The organism is Cyanobium sp. T1G-Tous (assembly GCF_024345455.1).
Classification (GTDB): domain Bacteria; phylum Cyanobacteriota; class Cyanobacteriia; order PCC-6307; family Cyanobiaceae; genus Cyanobium_A.
On record NZ_JAGQBD010000034.1, the window covers coordinates 1 to 16860 of the forward strand.

A 16860-nucleotide genomic window follows, 5' to 3' on the forward strand; every position below is an offset into this window, starting at 1 on the left:
CTTTTTGGCGGTGGTGAGCTCGTAATCAGAGAAGCCGAGCTGCTTGCCACCCATTACCTCAGTCCTGGTCAGCGATTACAGGGCCATTGTCCCGCGAATGGCACTGGTTCTCCAGAGTCTCCCTAGCAATCCAGATCGGTGGATTTGACTCCAGCACCACACCAAACGAAGACCAGAATTTCAACAGACGCCTGATCGCCCACACCGGCAAGCCAATCCTCATCTATCCCCAGCTTCCTCTCTACTACCAGCCCCGATCCACCGTTCAGGAACTGGCTCGTCAGTATTTCAACTATGGCCAAGCGCGGGGTCTTCAGGCTAGGGGAGAACCACTGATGGTCGCAGGAACTGCCATGCACTTGCTGATCACTCTGATCTATGCCGGAGTAATTCTCTCGGCGCCAGCAAACTATGGCGTCACGCTGCTGTTCATCCTCGGCTGCAATCTGTTCGCCGTGGCCTCAGACAGGCTTCACTACTTTCGCAATGCGAGTCTTCCAAAACCACATCCCCTGATACTGATCACTGCGCTGTTGGTATCGCCGCTGGTAGCGGTTTTGCCCTCCTTGGCCCGCTCCAGCGGCACCCTGTGGCAGTTCAGCCGCCGTGGCCCGAGCGGCACGCCAGCGCGCCTCGCCCACCCACAATCAACTGCAGCGTCATCCCCGCAATCAGCAGATCCAGCAACGGCCCAGCATTGCGCAGGTAATAGAGGTCATAGCTGAGTTTGGCGCGGCTGTCTGCCACGGAGGCGCCGTAGGGGAAGCACACCTGGGCCCAGCCGCTCAGGCCCGGGCGGAGCCAGTGGCGCAGGCGGTATTGGGGAATCTGGGCCTCAAGTTGTTGTTCGAGCTCCGGACGCTCGGGTCGGGGGCCGATCAGGCTCATTTCACCGCTGAGCACGCTCACCAGCTGGGGGAGTTCGTCGATGCGCCAGCGGCGCAGCCAGTGGCCCACGCGCGTGATGCGCGGATCGCCGGGCGTTGCCCAGCGAATACCGCTGGCTTCAGCGTCCACCGCCATTGTGCGCAGTTTGGTGAGCCAAATCAATGAGCCGTATTGGCCACTGCGGTGTTGGCGGTAGAGCAGGGGGCCGCCGTCCTCCAGCTTGATCAGCAGCATTGCCAGCAGCAGCAGCGGTGCGGTGGCCAACAGCAGCAGCGCTGCCCCCAGCACATCGCCAAAGCGCTTCAGGCGCCAGATGAAGCAGCCCGGCTGCAGCTGGAAGCCTTCACCCACCAGCAGGGCATCGGGGTCGAACAGTTCCGGCGGCAGCCGCTGCAACTGGCGTTCGCACCAGCTATCTAGAGCGCAGCAGCTCAGGCCCCGCTTCCGTGCCGCCAGCAGCACCCCCAGCTCGCTAGGCCGCTGCGTCCCCAAAGCGGCTGTGCTGATCGCCACCCCCGCCAGCTCGCGCCCAGCCGCCGCCAGCTCCCGCTCCAGCACCTGCTGCTCAGCGGGGCTGGCCACCAGCAGCCAGGGCAGCCCAACGACCGAACGGCGGCGCAGCAGCGTCTGCCCAAGCAGGGAACCCAGCACCACCAACCCCAGCCAGGGAAGCAGGAAGCCGCGGAAGCGAGTGGCCTCCATCAGCACCCGCGCCAGCCAGCTGTTCAGCTGCACCGCCAGCAGCAGCAGGGCCGCCGCCGCCAGGGCCAGCCCCAGCCGGCGCAGGGCCACGCTGCGCTGGGGGCTCTCGCGCGAGTAGCGCCCCAGCAGATAGGAAAACACCAGCCAAGCCAGGGCGAAACCCCAGGCCTCACTGCTCTCGCCCCACCAGCCACCGATCCGTAGCTGATAGATGCCGGCATAGGCCAGCAGCAGCATCACCAGATCCCAACCAGCCAGAACGACCAGACGCAGTCGGGCACGCAGCCAGGGCAAACGCATCGGCAGCGGATCAACGAGGCAAAGTCAAGTTAGGAAGGGCAGGGTTGCAGCCAGCTCATCGCTGAGCTAACGCCAACTAGAAACTGAAGACCGGGGAGGGGCCAACAACATTTTTAGAGCCGGGCTAAGTCCTAGCTAAGTCCACCACAAAAAAGCGACCTCTCCCCTCCAGCCACCAACCTCTAGCCCTCAAACAACAAAACCGGGATCAATCACCGCCAGCGCCGCCGCCCCCTTTTCGCACAGCTCGGCGTGGGCTGGGCCGTGACTGGCGATTAAACAGCCGGCTTGGCGTACGTCACCGCTGTTGTAGGTCAAGGCGCGGCCGTCGGCATGGCTGAAGGCGCCACCGGCGGCGCGTAACACCGCCTCAGGAGCTGCCATATCCCAATCCTTCGGGGCGCTCTTGCCCGAAAGGGAGATGTAGAGATCCGTTTCGCCGCGCAGAATCGTGGCCACCTTGCCGCCGACGCTGCCGATTGCCTTGGTGTCGCCCAGGGCCAGGGCCGCCAGCAGCTGCTCGAGCCGCTGGTCGCGGTGGTTGCGGCTGGCCACCAGCACCAGCTCGCCGAGAGCTCGCCGGCCACTAAGCCGCACCGGGCTGCGCTCGCCCGCTCGGCTTTCGCACCAGGCCTCTCCGGCCGAGCCCGCCAACCCTGGCATCACGCCCAGCCACAGCTCCTCCAGCACCGGCAGCAGCACCACCCCCAACACCGGTTCGCCGCCGTGCACCAGGGCCAGATGCACCGCATATTCGCCCGTGCCCTGCAGGAAGTCTTTGGTGCCATCGAGGGGGTCGAGGATCCACAGCCACTCCGCCGCCAAGGGCTCGCCTTCAGTGAGCTGCTCCTTGGCGGTTTCCTCACTCAGCACGGTCCACTCCGCCGTGGGGAAGGCTGCGGCCAGGCCCTCCAGCAGCCACTGGTTCACCGCCAGATCCGCTGCACTCACCGGGCCCTCGCCGCCCTCATCCACGCTCAACGCCGGCGGGAAGCCATAGGGGGGCTGCTCGCCGCGGCCATAGGCCAGCAGGATGTCGGCCGCGCCCCAGCTCAGCCGCCGCAGCTCCACCAGCAAGGCTTCGAGCGCAATGCCAGAGGGCAAGGGGAGGGCAGCCGGCATCATGGGTTGGCAGGGTTCAGCATTTTGCAGGAGCCCACCCCAAGCCGTGCAAGCCCCCGAACCCGCCCCCGGCGTGCTCTACCTGGTGGGCACCCCCATCGGCAACCTGGCCGACCTCTCGCCCCGCGCCCGCCAGGTGCTCGCCGGCGTGCAGCGGATCGCCTGCGAAGACACTCGCCGCAGCGGCCTGCTGCTGCATCAGCTCGGCCTGCGTCAAAAAGAGCAGGGGCCGCGGCTGGTGAGCTTCCACGCCCACAACCAAACCGCCCGCATCCCCGAACTGCTCGCGGCCCTCGCCGCAGGCGAAGCCCTGGCCGTGATCAGTGACGCCGGGCTGCCGGGCATCTCCGATCCCGGCGAGGTGCTGGTGGCGGCCGCCCGCACAGCTGGGCACAACGTGATTTGCATCCCCGGCCCCAGCGCCGTCACCACCGCCCTGGTGAGCAGTGGCCTGCCGTGCGGCCGCTTCTGCTTTGAGGGCTTCCTGCCGCCCAAGACCAACCAGCGCCGTCAGCGACTGCAGGAACTGCAAACTGAGCAGCGCACCATGGTGCTGTTTGAAGCCCCGCACCGGCTGCTCGATTTGCTCGATGATCTACTGGCGGTGCTGGGTGATCGGCCCCTGCGCGTCGCCCGCGAACTCACCAAAAAGCACGAAGAGCAGGTGGGTCCCAGCGTGAGCGCAGCCATCGAGCACTTCCGCCGCACGCCGCCCCAGGGGGAATGCACCCTGGTGTTGGCAGGCGCCCTGCCGCCAGAGCCCCTGGCCTGGGATAGCGCTGCCCTCAGCGCCGAGCTGCAGGAGCTGCAGCGGGCCGGCCACAGCAGCAACGCCGCCGCCAAGCTGCTGGCCGAGCGCACCGGCCACAGCAAGCGGGAGCTCTACGCCCTGCTGCACCAGGAGCAGCTGCAGCCCGAGACCTGACCGGGCAGACTGCCGCCACAGCGATTACCTGGTCAACTGATGGTCGTGCGCCTGCGCCTGCTTGCATCCAGCCTGCTGGGCGGTGGCTTGCTGCTAGCGATCCTCTGCCTGGGTGCTCAAAACCTCGACCAGCGCCCCAGCCTCAACCTGGGCTTTGCCCGCAGCACCCCCCTACCAGCCGGTTTTCTGGTGGGCATCGCGCTAGTGATTGGGGTACTCAGTGGCGGCTGCAGCGCCGCCCTGCTCGTCCCCCGCAACGAGCAACTGCCTGGGGATTAAGGGCCCGGTGATTAACTGCCGGGCAAGGAGTAGAGGCTGCCCTCCATAACCACCCGGCTGATGCCCTGGGCAATCAGGTAGGGCGCCGTGCGCTCCAGGATGCGAGTGTCTGGCACCTTGATCACTCGCTGGGTGCGGCCGCAGTGGCGTTTGGCCTGACGGGGGTTGGCAAACACCATAAGGGCCTGCCGCTCCTCTTCACCATCGGGTAGCGGGCCAAGCTCGGGGAAGTCCTTGAGCGGCTTGGCTTGGAGCTCCACTGTTTTATCCACCAGCATGTAGACGCTGGCTGGAAGGGGCGCATCTGCGAGCGGCTGGCATTGGGCCGGCTCGCCAACGTGATCCACCAGCAACAGCGGCACGGCCACAAACTGGTCGACTAGATCGTCGTCGGCGAAGTCGAGATCATTGGCGTCATCGCCAAAATCATCGGCATCGTCGATCGCCAGCAACGCATGCTCTTCGTCGCCGCCGGCGGGCTCTGGAGGTTCAGGCTCTGATGCAACTGGTTCTGGAATGTCTCCTTCTGGAGAAGCTTGTTCTGGAGAAAGCTTGAGCGGCCGGTTGCGTTGCTGTTTGAGCTGCTCGTATTCGGCTGGCTCCAGCCCAGCCTTCACCACGCGGCTCACGGTGTTGGTGCTGCAGCCATAGGCCTCAGCCAGCTCGGCGCTGACTTCCCCTGCGCGATAGCGAGCCACGATCTCGATCTTCTGGCTGTCAGTGAGCCGGGTGGCAGCCATGGGGCGAGCGTTGCGCAGCAGACCAGTGTAGGCCGAAAGAGCCAGCGGGTTTAGGGGGTTTGGGGTTTGACGTTCGGGCAGGTGGCACCGTTGAACCTCGAAGCGATGCGCGCTGAGCCCTCCTGATAGATCGTCTGGGCTTTTTGGGTATCACCCGCAGCCTGGGCGGCACTGAGCTTGCCGGCAAATTTGCCGCAGGCCTCATCCAAGCTCACAGCCTGGGCGCCCAAGGGCGCCGCAAGGGCCAGCAAGCCAGCAGCAGAGAGCAGCAGGGCGAAACGCATTTCAAAAAGGATCACTGCCACCACTCTGGCGCCAGGGCCGCAGTTGTGAAGCCCCCATCTCCTGAGCGATCATGGCAAAGGCTGCTCCCTTAGCTCAGCCGGATAGAGCAGCTGCCTTCTAAGCAGCCGGTCGTTGGTTCGAATCCAACAGGGGGCGTCTGCAAAACCCAGGCTTGGCCTGGGTTTTTTATTGACTTGCGCATCCCAGGCAGTGGGTCAGATGCACCGTGATGCACCCAGGTAGGGCCACTTGGCGCACGGTTTGGCGCAGAATACGGGCACTCAAAACCACCGGCACACGGTCGTTCTGAGGCCCATTTGGCGCATTTGGCGCACGTTTGGCGCATGGCACCTCGTCAGCAGTGGTTTGAGACGCTCCGGCTGAGCATCCAGCAGGAGCACGGCAAGGGCTGGAGCGTCCGGGAGATCGGCGCTACTAAGCGCAACCCCATAGGGCGATGCCAGCTCACTCGCATCTGGGAGAACCGCACCCGCAGCAGCGTGGTGACTCCTGTGGAGTGGAAGGCCACCAATGCAACAGCGATCCTCGCCACGGTGGGCCAGCTGCGCACCCTGATGGAGGAGCGCAAGCTGAGCCTGCAGGACGCCAACAAGCTCAACACCAAGCTGCTTTGTGGCCCGCAGCAGTCAGGAGATGATTTTGCTGGGTGGCCCGAGGTCGCGGCCCGCTTCCTTAAATCTCAAGAGGGCCTCCGCAGCTCAACGCTGGGGGACATCAAAACCAGGGTGACCCGCGCGCTGGAGGCACTTAAAAGCAGGCCATGCCCCCGCGATGGCAACACCCTGATGCGGCGCTATGCGGAGAAGTTCTTTGAGGGGTGCCCTTCGGGTGGTGTAGGCCGCAAGCGCAACCTCCAAGACGTGGCCCGCTTCCTTACCTATGCGGTGGATGAGTGCGGCGCACCAACGCGGTTCTATCCACCCAGCAAAGCCAAGATCAATGAGCTGATCGGTTCAGCAGAAACCACCGCCGCCGAAAAGCTCACCCCACCAATCAAGCCAGAGGATCTGGCAGCCCTGCTGGATCAGCTGGAGGCTGATGGTGAGCATGAGCTCCGGCTGGCGGTGGGGCTGGTGGGGCTTTACGGGCTGCGGCCTGCTGAGTTGGCGGTGCTCACCGTGAAGGAAGGGCGGGGCTATGTGGGACACGTCAAGCGCAACAGCAGCTCCATGGGCGCCAAGGCCAAACCTCACCGGCTGGTGAAGCCGATCGACGTGGCAGGCCGCGAGGGTGAGGGCGAGCGCCTGCTGCAGCTCTATGCCAGCGGACTGATGAAGTTGCCCAAGTCGCTGCGCAATCAAATCGCCATGGTGGAGGAGAAGGGCCGCTTCCAAGATGTAGGAGCTGAGTTTGCGCAAAAGCTGGAGCGCTACCGGCCCTGGCAGTCACTGGTAGCCCGCACCCCTGGCCTTACCCCGTACTCATTGCGGCACGGTTATGCGTGGCGGGCCCACTGCTGCAGCGCCAATGCGATGCATCCACGAATCACAGCAGCGCTGATGGGCCACAACGTTGCAACACACCTAAAGCACTACGGCAGCTGGACTGATGAGGCATCACTGGAGGCAGCGGTGGAACGATTCAATCAAGGGGTGCACCCAGTTGGGGCATGAGCCACGAGGACCCTCACCTTCGCTTATGGCTTTTTGCGATGCCATAAAGAGGCGTTATTAGCGAAAAATCAAGATCACAGTATTTGCAGCCAATACCAAGAGCAGCAGGGTTGACCAGGGCTGATTAGGGCGGCTTAAGTATCAACTAAGGCCCATACGTTGCGCTGTAACCAACAGCCAATCCAATGGCCAATCACCAATGGCTCCGCACCCCTACGGCAGCCGAGGCTCTGGGCTGCAGCCAGAACCACCTCAAGCGCTGCCGAGACTCCCACGGCGGCTTCCTAGTGGGTGGTGAGGATTACATCCTCGGCTCAAGCCACAGCGCCTCAATCCTCTGGAATGTGGAGAGGATCAGGGCTGCTTTTCATCACCGGGGCGTGATTCGGCAGCGCGGTGAAGCAGTGCTCAAGCAAGCGGTGGGAGCATAAAAATGGCTCCCACAATTCGCGGGAGCCGAGGGCATGGAGATGCTCCAAGGTTACCTGACCTCCTGCAGCGGCTGCAGCTGGACAATCACGGCAAATCAACTGCACCAACTGGGCTACAGGATGCCCCAGCAGCTAGTTATGCGCCAGATCGTGCGCAATGGCGTCAAGACCTTCACCGGCTGCAGCCTTTTGAGGCGGATCTTGCTCTGCTGCCGATCGGGTGGGGCACCGAGCAAAAGGGCCCCATGCTTGAGGGTTGGCAGCACCATGGTGGCTTCACCGTGGAGCAGCTGCAGGGGCGCTACGGCATCCGCTCGGTAGGTGCCCGCACGGGCATGCTCACCGGCCCGTTGCTGGCCTTTGACTTTGACGGGGCAACCTCCCTCGCCTTGGGGCTGGACCCCACCGAGGTGAGCACTTGGCAGGTGCATCGCAACACCGACCCCGCCAGGCTGAAGGTGTTGTTCCGGCCCACGCTGAAGCAGCTCACCGAGTTGCCAGGTGGAGCTGAGTTTCAAGGCAAGACCATCACCGCCGCCAAGACCATCACCGCCAAGGGCGAGGCGCTGGAGGTGTTCTTCGATGGTGGCCGCCAGGTGATCGTGCTGGGTGAGCATCCCAGCAGCAACGGCACCTACTACTGGCCAGCTGGTATGGGTCCAGAGGCGCTTGCAGCACCCCCAGAACGATGGTGGGCTCATGCGCTGCAGGTTGCTGCAGATTGCCGCCAGAGGCTCTCCAGCGGCAGCAAACCAAGCTCTCGGCGCCATGGCACCCAGCGACTTGACCCCTGCCCGATCTGCGGGCGGCATGGGTCGCTGTGGTGTGAGCAAACCCGGCAGGGCCTGATTCTCTGCATGCCCGGCTCCACCTTCAGCGCTGAGGCAGCCCACGGGCCACTGCGCATCGGGCAGGTAGTGGATGGCTGGGCGCTGGTGAAGCGCACCCCGATCGCTGAGGGCGATGTTCTCAGCTTCAAGGCTCACCGACCTAGGGGGTGCGGCAATGGCTGAGCTAATCACCATTGAGGAGGCAACCCAAGGGCTACGAGATGCAATCACCGAGGGGATTGGCAGCGTTGAGTTGCAGGCTCTGGTGACAAAGCTGGCAGCCACCAGCGAGATCCAAGTCAATGCAATTCAGCGGATCGCTGATGCCGTAAAAGGTGAGCATCAGGCCAAATACGCCATTGCCTCCGAAGCAGCCAACCTCGCTGCAGAGTCGGATCGCCGGGATCTCGGCCAAGTGCTCACCCTTGGCTATCTCCTGCCCCCAAGCATCGCCTCAGCACTTGAGACGCGATGCAAATACCTGCCAACAGATGGCCCCTCTGCTGCATTGCCTTTCCTTGCCGCCGTGGCAGGACTGGTAAAACTCGGCACCCAAGTGGATGGCTGCGCGGTAGCGAGCTTCTGCGTCCCGGTGAACCTTTTTGCTTGCACCGTGGCGAAAAGCGGCGCCAAGAAAAGCCCTCTTGGCCGCCTGGCAGTGGTGTCTCCAACCAATGAGCTAGTGAGTGAGATGGCCATGGCCAACAAGCGGGAGCAGGAAGCTTGGGCAAAGGCCTGCCAAGGCATGAAGAAAAGCGAGGGACAGCCCTCACCTCCATTCCCAAGGCGCCTCAGGGTGAGCGAATACACCGGGGAAGCACTAGCAGCTCTGCTGCAGGCGCAAGAGGATGCAGGCTCGGGGCTGCTCATTTACCGCGATGAGCTGGCAGGCCTGTTCGCCAGCCTCAACCAATACAAGGGAGGCAGAGGCGGCGATGAGCAGCAGCTACTAGAGCTGTTTGACGGTGGAGGGCTTACCAGCCTGCGAATCGCAGGCGATCGGATCTACACCCGCTCCCAAGTGTCGATCTACGGCAGCACCCAGCCGGAGGTGCTGCGCGAGCTGGTAGCCAAGGGCGATGCATCAGGACTTTGGGCACGATTCCTATTTGTTCCGCTACCGCCGCGAGCCATTGCACTGCCAAGGGCTACTACCCCCGCAGAGGAAGCAAACGTGGAGGCTGCAGCAGGCACCCTGGCCAAGGTCTGCCGCACCATCTACAAGCTGACACCCGCCACCTACCGGCTGGATCACGAAGCCACAGATTTGTTTGTGGGGTACGAGTACCAGCGGCAACGGGCAGCACAGGAGGCGACCATCGGCGCGCAATCAGCCCTCTACGGCAAGTCCGCCGGCAAGGTGCTCCGGGTAGCAGGAGTGCTGCATCTCCTCCACCTCGCTGCAGGAGAGGCAGCCAAGGAGGGTTGCATCTCCGCCGGCTGCATCGAACGGGCCACAGCGCTTGTGGATCACCTTGATGCCTGGGCGCTGGGGCTCCATGCAGAGGTGGCAGCCGGTGGTGGCACCCAGCTGATGCGCACCATCCACCGAATTGCCGAGGCCACAGGGGAACCAGTTGGGTGGAAACAAATCCAGAACCGACTGAGCAGAGCGCAAAGGGACAGCACGGACCTCGCCACTGCAGCCGCAGCGATGCATGCGCTGGCCCGCGCGGGCTACGGGGAGGTGGAGGTGGGGAAGCGCAGCGCCACTACCTACCGAGCCACCAAGGCGCTGCCGTAGCGGTAGGTCGGTAGGCCGGTAGGCCGAAGGTAGGCGTCACAACCTACCTTCAGAACCTAGGCCAGATCAGGGATCTAAGCAGTAAGTAGGTCGGTAGGTTGTTTTCTCTCTTTTCTTTCTGACCCGATCCTTTTTTGTTTATCACCGCCTACCGGCCTACCAACCTACCTTCAGGCAAATCCATTGCAGCGCAGTGGATCACCGGGTAGGCGGTCCAACCTACCGGCCTACCCTCGCCCAAACCCTCTGCCGGCTCAGCAGCAGGTCAATCAGCCCAGACCTATTGCTATCACTTAGCCGGCAAGCAAGCCTGCAGCCCTGAATGCGTCAAACCCTGCGCAGCACCTGAGCACCCAGGAGCACGGGGAGTGCTTTATGTATCTCCTCCCCACCGATTTACCTATTACTTCGTTTTTCAATTACCTCCCATATATCGTATGCAATTAACAGCGCCCTAACAGTGATTATAAAGTAAAACATAATTTTCCATACCGTGTTTTTTGCAAACTTTCTTTGCCTGCTTACATATTTTACCAAAATAACCACAAAAAGTCAAGTCATTCTGCGGATATTGACATAGCCAGCTGCCAGCAGTTGTGGCCCTTGGCTTATACAAATTCTTATCTCCGCGCCCACCTCAGCACCAGCTCCCCCACGTCCGCCTCGTCCAGGTCAATGCGGTCGGTAGTGGCATCGGGCGCCACTGCCCGCAGCCATCTCACAACCGTGGCATTTAGCCCTAGGTGGTTGGTGATCCTGGTTTCAGTTACTCCTTGCTGCTGTGCCCTAGCCAGCAGCAGCTCCACCCAGGGGGCTACCTCACCGGCAGCCAGAAGAAACTCATCAACCTTGCTGAACGCCTCATTGATCTCGGCGGCGGTGCTCATCGTTGTGGCCCCAGTCCCAGCAGCTCCCGCAGCTCCCTGGCAGTGCCGATAACGGAGCCGATCTGATTGGTTGCTAACGCCTGTGCCATCCCTGCCTGTAGGCAATGCACGGTCTGGGCTGTTAATGCCTTGCGATCCAAACCAACATCAGCAACATCCTTTTGGATCTGCTGGTAGGCCTTGGCAACCACGTTGCGGCCTGTGCGCTTACAGCAGCCGTACCGGGCGGCAATATCGGCAACAACCATATGGGGACTGTTGCCCTCCAGCAGCAGCCGTACAGCAGCGTCCAGGCGGTCAGCAGCGGCAGCGGCTGTCATCAACCAAGCTCACGAAAATGATTTCGTTGCGCCTCGGTCAGGCCCCACCAGCCCCAGACCCAGCCATAGGCCCGGATACGTTGCGCCTCGGCTCCAGCAGCAGGCAACGGGTCAAGGATTGATCCTTCCGCCGCTGGTGTCTTCAGCGGATAGATACGTTCCAACCAAAAGGATTGCCACGATGCGGGGAGGTCTGGTGTCCAGGTACGGCTAGCTCCCATGGGGCACCTCCACCAGGTCGCTGATCCATTGGATCTCGCGGCGGCAAATACCAGCAGCAGGCTCCAGATCCAGGCGGCCGCCATCGACTTGATGCTGTAGCCCTGCAAGTTTCAGCAGCAGCTCCTGGCCACGATCAGCGAACTGCTGTCGATATTGCGCACGTTGCGCCAACGCGGGCATCTGCACCTCACGCACCCACACCAGAAAAGCTGGTGCCGGGCCGGAGTGGTTTGGATCATTTAGTCGATCACGTTCTTCGATTTGTTTTTGCAGTGTTGCCCGCCAATCAGCAGGCGCGAGGTGCAACCATCCTGCGGCTGGGTGCGGTCTGCTCAGCATCAGATCCCCCACCGGCGACCGGTCATCGGGTTCCGGCCTGCGAGGTTTTGCTGCTCTCTGTAGCGGGTGCTGGCAGCATTTACCTCTCGCAGGCGGGCGGTTTCCATCTCCAGCGCCTTGCCACGCAGGATGCGGGCCTCGCGTTCTTCAGCAGCCCGGCGATAGTTTCCGGTTTGAACGCCTAAATAACTGGCCAGCTCTGGGTCATGCCGGTTCAATACAGATACCAGCGTTAGGTTTTTGCGGATTGCATCAGCACTAACGGCGCTGCCGTACTGCCGCAACGGGGGAGTGCCACCGGCCTTAACGATGCGGGCCTCTAGGTGCCTTGCCTGCTGCTCTGTTGCCTCAGCGGCGCTATGTGCCTTGCTGATTGCCGTGTCGAGGTCGTTCATGCCGACACCTCCATGGCGCGGCGGGATTGCGGTGAATCCAGCGGATCTGGGGCCGGCATACAATCATCGTCCTGGTGTCGATGCTGCTGCACCTCTATTTGCAGTTGCCGGAGCAAAGCATCACCCAGCACCGATACAGGCCTGACAGGTTTGGTCACCCTTTGATTGCAGTTACTACATGCTAGTGGGGCCCGATTGGTATATACTCAGCAAGTCGACGGGTGAGCGCAGCAGTAGCGCCCCGCGACACTGCAATGCACAACTCCGCCGCAATAGCTGCGCGCCTTGCTGATCTCCAGCGCAGCAGCAGAGATACAGATGAAGCCGCAGCCACGGAGCCTCGTGATCTGGTAGAGACTTGCTCAGGCGAATCAAGAAGCTCATGTTCAGACACCTGCTTGCACTCACGGGCTGCATCGGCCTGGCCCTGGCGCCAACAACCGCTCAAGCCTGGGAGCCTGGAGATGACTGGAAAGACAGCCATTGCCGCACCACCCGCGATAAAGGGAGAAACAGGGTGGAGGTGTGCCAAGCGATCTACGACGGCAACAAGGTATATCTCGGGGCCTATTGGGATGACGGCTCCGAGGTAGTGGGCCCCTGCTACACCAGTGGCCCGAGGATCGAATACAAGGGCATGAGCAAGGCCGAGGCTCTCTCCTGGGTGAAGACCTACTGCCCCTAAATGGTGAGCGCAGCCGGCCTCGGCCCATCATGGGAGCAGCTCCCTTCAGCAACTACTGCTCCAGGGCCAGCAGCTAGCCGACGCGATGACAGCCGTAGCGGAGGCGATGGGCGCTGATAGGGGCTGACCCCCTAAGCGGATGCCTTGGCGCACGGTTTGGCGCAAAACACAATGCAACAAATACCCAAAACAGCTGCAGGGCAACGAATCTCAGCGAATAGCCAAGCTGCCTTCTAAGCAGCCGGTCGTTGGTTCGAATCCAACAGGGGGCGTTTCAATCGGTTCTGTTTCCTCACTCTCCAGGTTGCAGGGGCGGCGGCTGGCCGATGCGATGGAGCAGAACGCTCAGAGCGGCTCAGTTCCCTCGCTGAGGATCGCCAGGTAGGCGTCGTAGGCGAACAGACGATTGCGCCGTCCGCCCGTGATCTCCCTAGCGATGCCGAGATCCACTAGGGCCTCGATCGCCTTGCCGGCGGTGGGGAAGCTAAGCCCACTCAGCTCCTTGAGCTGCTTGGTGCTGGTGAGCGGCCGCAGCCTCAGGGCCGCGTAGACCAAGCGCACGCTGGGGCCAAAGCGGCCCAGTTCTCCCAGTCGCGCTTCATCCGTATGGAACAGCGCCAGCAGCCGCTGAGCCGTAGCCACCGCGGCTGAGGCCGTGCTCTCCACCCCCTCCAGGAAAAACCCGAGCCAGGCCTCCCAGTCGCCCTGCTGGCGCACGCCGTCGAGCAGCTCGTAGTAGCGGCTGCGGTGCTGCTTGAAGAACAGGCTCAAGTAGAGCAGCGGCTGCTGGAGCACGCCAGCCTCAATCAGCATCAGCACAATCAGCAGCCGGCCCAGGCGGCCGTTGCCATCGAGAAATGGGTGGATAGTCTCGAACTGCACATGGACCAGGGCGGCGCGTACCAGCACCGGCAGAGAGTGCTCACCGTGGTGGCCGCCATGGATGAACTGCTCCAGCAGCCCCATGCAGTCATCTACTAGCCCCGGCGGGGGCGGCACGAAGCGGGCATTGCCTGGGCGGGTGCCGCCGATCCAGTTCTGGCTGCGCCGGAACTCCCCCGGCAGGCGATCGGCGCCGCGACCGCGACTCAGCAGCCGGCCGTGGATCTCACGCAGCAGGCGACAGGAGAGCGGGAACCCCTCCGCCAGCCTGGCCAGGCCATGCTCCAGCCCGGCCACATAGCTGGAGACCTCCACCACATCGTCAAAGGGAACGCCGGGTGCTTCCTGCAGCTCGAACAGCAGCAGATCAGAAAGCGACGACTGGGTGCCCTCTATCTGGGAGGAGAGCAGGGCCTCGCGGCGCACGTAGGCGTAGAGGAACAGCTCTGGATCAGGCAGCAGGGTGGAAACGCCATCAAGGCGGCCGCAGGCCAGCAGCGCCCGCTCATGCAGCGCCTGCAGTGGCCCCACCAGCAACACCGGGGGCTCTGGCGGCAGCGGGTCGGGCACAAAAGCCCTCACCGTTTCCCCAGCGGTGGCGCTGAACTCGTAGTGGCCGGTGGCCTCGCGCCGCACTACACCCAGGCAACCTTAAATACCCAGCCAGCTTATTCAAAGAAACGGCCTTCCCGTGAATAGAGGGCCAGCCTGCCAGAGCCTCAGCGCTCCACCAGAGACCAGAAGCTCCAGCGGCCGCCAAAGACCTCCCGAATGCGACCCACGAAGCTCTCGTGGCGCTCCACGCCCTGCCAGTCGTCGATGCGCGCGGCCAGCAGCTCACAGCTGACCAAGTGCTCGGCAGCGTGCCGGTAGCGCTTGGTGCGGCCCGTCGACAGGGCAAAAACCAACATCGACCGCAGCAGCACCGTGGCGGCCAGCGGCTGCTCAGCGCTGAGCCGCTCAGCCGCTGGGGCAAGGATTGCGAAGGCCTCACCATCCCAGTCGTCGGGCCCATGGGCGAGCACTAGGCGCCCAGCCCGCGCCACTGCGGGCCAGCGCACGAGGAAATCGAGGGCCAGCAGCCGCATGGGATGGTGCTCAGCCACCGCAAAGGCCCGCTCCTCCGCCTCTACGTCCTCGAAGGCAGCAAGCCGTTTGAGGTGTTGGCGCAAATGGCTAGCCGAGAGGGTTTTGGCAAAACAAGCCCAACGCAACTGCTGAGCCTCGTCGTTGCGGCCCAGGGCCTCAAGCACGACGATGCGGGTGTCGTCCCACTCAGGGGAATGCCAGGCAGCCGCAGCCCTGGCCGCGCCATCCAGCACCGCCAGGGCCTGCTGGATGCGGCCCGCCTGCAGCAAATGACTTGCCACATCCGCGGCGGTGGGGGGCCAGGCCAATTGCTTGGCATCAAACTGGGCCACATAGCCATCCACATCACCCAGGCATTCAGCGATCTGCAGCAGGGCTGGGTGACCATCGCAGGCACCCCGCTCGCGGCAGCCTTGCTCGAGAAGTCGCAGGCCCGGATCGCCAAGGGCATCGGCCACCGCCGGGATCAAGTCGTCAAATTGGCCGTGGCCGTTTTCAAACACCAGCTCCAGCAGCTGCTCAGCCAGCGCTTCGGCGGGCACGGCGGCCGCGCTGGCCAGCGGCCCGACGTCAACCACGGCCCTCTGGAACAGGCCAATCACGATGCCCGTGCTGTCGGAGCAGCGATCCAGCACACCATCTGCCAGCTCGAGAAAACGCAGCAGCAACTCCAGAGCCAGCGGCGGATCCACTGCAGCCACCGGTCCAGCGATGGCCTGGTGCTGGGCCTCCAGCTCAACCACCAAAGCTTTGCGCTTGCGCGAATCAACAAAGGTGGTGGCACGGGCCAGGGCTGCCAAGCGCTTGCGCACCTCCTGGGCCGCTCCGCCGGCACCCTCAGCAGCAGCTAGCGCCAGCCGCAAACGGCGCTGCATCACCGCACTGCCAGCACTCACCTCAATCAGCAATTCGGCGAGGACGGCCGCGCCTAGCCCTTCGAGGTTTTTGGCATTGAGGGTGCGCTTGGCAGCCATTGCTCCTTAAAGGGCTTGTCGCTTGGGGTTGCACTTGGGTGCTCGAACCCGTCTAACACCACCATGTCTGGAGCGGCGCCGGCGAGGCTCTCCAAACGCGAACGAAGATCCGCCAGCAACTGCAGCGTTTGGGGGGCACGCTCGTATTGCCTTGGCACTAGGAGGGCATCGCCAACCTCTAAAGGCAGCTTTAGGGGCAGCACCCTGCAGCAATCGCCACTGAGAAGTAGGGAGAGGGGAGTTGCGAAACCAACAAGGAGATCTTCACAATTAACTTCACCAAACCAGGAAGGATTCCTAATCCGTTCTGGGCTGCCGACGTTCCACAAGCCACAGGCTTCCAGGACAGCCTGAAATTTAGGAAAGGCGCCATCAGGCAGGGGCATACAGGGATAGGCAGCCACGTCGGCAAATGTGACCTGCTCACCAAGCTCAAGCAACGGATGAGATTGATCGACCACCAGCCAAATCGGCATTCGGCTCAAGCCAATGCAGGCAATGGCGGGGTCAGTGGCAGCTGGGACATCGGGATAGGAAGCCACCCAGGCGTCAATCACCCCTTCCCTCAGCAGCTGCAGCGGCCTTTCGTATTCATGAAAGTGAAAACAGCCAGCAATCCAACCTGCTGGAGCCGGCTCACAGAGCAACGGGCCAGACCAGTGCTGCGCCTCCAGACGCAAATGCCTACCACTGGTCCACCGCACCGCTTGATGAACACGACGCTCAAGATTGAGCAGTGTCGTATCACCCTTGACGCTCCACTCGGAACCGCCCCTGACCAGGGAGAGGCCAAACACCTCAGCGCACTTGCGACTCAAGCGACTCGCGCTGGATTGACTGATCCCGAACCTGGCTTCAACCTGATGGCCCGTGCACAGCCAAACCAGACCATCCAAGGCGGCTAGACAATCAAGCTCGACCACCCCCCCACTGCAAACCGAATTATTCTGTCGCAAAAAAGCAAAAACACCAAGCCGAGTGTAACGAACAAAACAGAATCTTTCAGTTTCTGCATAATTAATCATTTGCGGCCTACTTGTGTAGCTGGATATCGCCGTGGCGCTCAGCTAAGGAAGCTCTGGGCAACAGGGAGTTAAGTGCCTCTTGAGACCGGGCAAAGCTGCCTTTGGCCTTGATTTGCCTCTGAGGCCGGAAATTGTTGGCTCTATCGGCTCATTTCGGGATCA

The 16860-nt window shown here is 62.6% G+C and carries 20 protein-coding genes and 1 tRNA gene; 8 read left to right on the forward strand and 13 right to left on the reverse strand.

From position 1 onward, the window contains the following. Positions 1-122: 122 nt before the first annotated feature. The 3 genes from KBY75_RS14405 to KBY75_RS14415 all read right to left on the reverse strand — a co-directional run bounded on the left by KBY75_RS14405 (position 123) and on the right by KBY75_RS14415 (position 3015). Positions 123-302, reverse strand: a complete 180-nt coding sequence (locus KBY75_RS14405) for a hypothetical protein (RefSeq protein WP_255024428.1) — start codon at positions 300-302, stop codon at positions 123-125. 295 nt (positions 303-597) lie between these two features. Then, positions 598-1890, reverse strand: coding sequence for a sugar transferase (locus KBY75_RS14410; protein WP_255024429.1), 1293 nt, complete (start codon positions 1888-1890; stop codon positions 598-600). 189 nt (positions 1891-2079) lie between these two features. Further along, positions 2080-3015 (reverse strand): 3'(2'),5'-bisphosphate nucleotidase CysQ, encoded by a 936-nt coding sequence (locus KBY75_RS14415; RefSeq protein ID WP_255024430.1) that lies wholly within the window; start codon positions 3013-3015, stop codon positions 2080-2082. Between KBY75_RS14415 and rsmI the strand changes: the two genes are divergently transcribed. Both rsmI and KBY75_RS14425 read left to right on the forward strand, forming a co-directional pair. Further along, positions 3014-3937: a 16S rRNA (cytidine(1402)-2'-O)-methyltransferase gene (gene rsmI, locus KBY75_RS14420; protein WP_255024431.1), complete on the forward strand. Its 924-nt coding sequence runs from the start codon at positions 3014-3016 to the stop codon at positions 3935-3937. The two genes, KBY75_RS14415 and rsmI, sit on opposite strands and share 2 nt — an antisense overlap. A gap of 39 nt (positions 3938-3976) precedes the next feature. Next, positions 3977-4216: a hypothetical protein gene (locus KBY75_RS14425; protein ID WP_254935773.1), complete on the forward strand. Its 240-nt coding sequence runs from the start codon at positions 3977-3979 to the stop codon at positions 4214-4216. A gap of 11 nt (positions 4217-4227) precedes the next feature. Here KBY75_RS14425 and KBY75_RS14430 read toward each other — a convergent pair whose 3' ends face one another. After that, on the reverse strand, positions 4228-4956 hold the full coding sequence (locus tag KBY75_RS14430; RefSeq protein WP_255024433.1) for a hypothetical protein: 729 nt from the start codon (positions 4954-4956) through the stop codon (positions 4228-4230). Between the two features lie 50 nt (positions 4957-5006). Then, positions 5007-5240, reverse strand: a complete 234-nt coding sequence (locus tag KBY75_RS14435) for a hypothetical protein (protein ID WP_255024434.1) — start codon at positions 5238-5240, stop codon at positions 5007-5009. 83 nt (positions 5241-5323) lie between these two features. Between KBY75_RS14435 and KBY75_RS14440 the strand changes: the two genes are divergently transcribed. From KBY75_RS14440 to KBY75_RS14460, 5 genes are all read left to right on the forward strand, one after another. Next, positions 5324-5397, forward strand: a tRNA-Arg gene (locus KBY75_RS14440). A 170-nt stretch (positions 5398-5567) separates the two neighbouring features. Next, the gene (locus tag KBY75_RS14445) at positions 5568-6875 is read left to right on the forward strand and encodes a site-specific integrase (protein ID WP_255024435.1); all 1308 of its coding nucleotides are present in this window, start codon (positions 5568-5570) and stop codon (positions 6873-6875) included. Between the two features lie 185 nt (positions 6876-7060). Then, on the forward strand, positions 7061-7306 hold the full coding sequence (locus KBY75_RS14450) for a hypothetical protein (RefSeq protein ID WP_255024436.1): 246 nt from the start codon (positions 7061-7063) through the stop codon (positions 7304-7306). A gap of 245 nt (positions 7307-7551) precedes the next feature. After that, a complete protein-coding gene (locus KBY75_RS14455; protein ID WP_255024437.1) occupies positions 7552-8319 on the forward strand; it encodes a hypothetical protein in 768 nt (255 codons plus the stop codon). Next, entirely contained in the window at positions 8312-9880 is a 1569-nt protein-coding gene (locus KBY75_RS14460; protein ID WP_255024438.1) for a DUF3987 domain-containing protein, read from the forward strand. Before KBY75_RS14455 ends, KBY75_RS14460 begins: the two co-directional genes overlap by 8 nt. A 620-nt stretch (positions 9881-10500) precedes the next feature. Here KBY75_RS14460 and KBY75_RS14465 read toward each other — a convergent pair. From KBY75_RS14465 to KBY75_RS14485, 5 genes are all read right to left on the reverse strand, one after another. After that, positions 10501-10767: a hypothetical protein gene (locus KBY75_RS14465; RefSeq protein WP_255024439.1), complete on the reverse strand. Its 267-nt coding sequence runs from the start codon at positions 10765-10767 to the stop codon at positions 10501-10503. Next, positions 10764-11087: a hypothetical protein gene (locus KBY75_RS14470; protein ID WP_255024440.1), complete on the reverse strand. Its 324-nt coding sequence runs from the start codon at positions 11085-11087 to the stop codon at positions 10764-10766. Before KBY75_RS14470 ends, KBY75_RS14465 begins: the two co-directional genes overlap by 4 nt. Continuing rightward, positions 11087-11251 (reverse strand): hypothetical protein, encoded by a 165-nt coding sequence (locus tag KBY75_RS14475; RefSeq protein WP_255024441.1) that lies wholly within the window; start codon positions 11249-11251, stop codon positions 11087-11089. The genes KBY75_RS14470 and KBY75_RS14475 overlap by 1 nt, the downstream gene beginning before the upstream one ends. A gap of 46 nt (positions 11252-11297) precedes the next feature. Then, positions 11298-11480 carry a hypothetical protein gene (locus KBY75_RS14480; RefSeq protein WP_255024442.1) on the reverse strand — a complete coding sequence of 61 codons (183 nt, stop codon included), beginning with the start codon at positions 11478-11480 and terminating at the stop codon, positions 11298-11300. 167 nt (positions 11481-11647) lie between these two features. Continuing rightward, on the reverse strand, positions 11648-12043 hold the full coding sequence (locus KBY75_RS14485) for a hypothetical protein (RefSeq protein WP_255024443.1): 396 nt from the start codon (positions 12041-12043) through the stop codon (positions 11648-11650). A 382-nt stretch (positions 12044-12425) separates the two neighbouring features. On the opposite strand from KBY75_RS14485, the gene KBY75_RS14490 reads away from it, so the two are divergent. Continuing rightward, positions 12426-12728 carry a hypothetical protein gene (locus KBY75_RS14490; RefSeq protein ID WP_255024444.1) on the forward strand — a complete coding sequence of 101 codons (303 nt, stop codon included), beginning with the start codon at positions 12426-12428 and terminating at the stop codon, positions 12726-12728. A 345-nt stretch (positions 12729-13073) separates the two neighbouring features. On the opposite strand, the gene KBY75_RS14495 is transcribed toward KBY75_RS14490, so the two are convergent. The 3 genes from KBY75_RS14495 to KBY75_RS14505 form a co-directional block, all read right to left on the reverse strand. After that, positions 13074-14246: a Fic family protein gene (locus tag KBY75_RS14495; protein WP_255024445.1), complete on the reverse strand. Its 1173-nt coding sequence runs from the start codon at positions 14244-14246 to the stop codon at positions 13074-13076. Positions 14247-14329: 83 nt separating this feature from the next. After that, positions 14330-15673: a DUF6880 family protein gene (locus tag KBY75_RS14500; protein ID WP_255024446.1), complete on the reverse strand. Its 1344-nt coding sequence runs from the start codon at positions 15671-15673 to the stop codon at positions 14330-14332. Further along, a complete protein-coding gene (locus KBY75_RS14505; protein WP_255024447.1) occupies positions 15628-16491 on the reverse strand; it encodes a LysR substrate-binding domain-containing protein in 864 nt (287 codons plus the stop codon). Before KBY75_RS14505 ends, KBY75_RS14500 begins: the two co-directional genes overlap by 46 nt. Positions 16492-16860 lie beyond the last annotated feature (369 nt).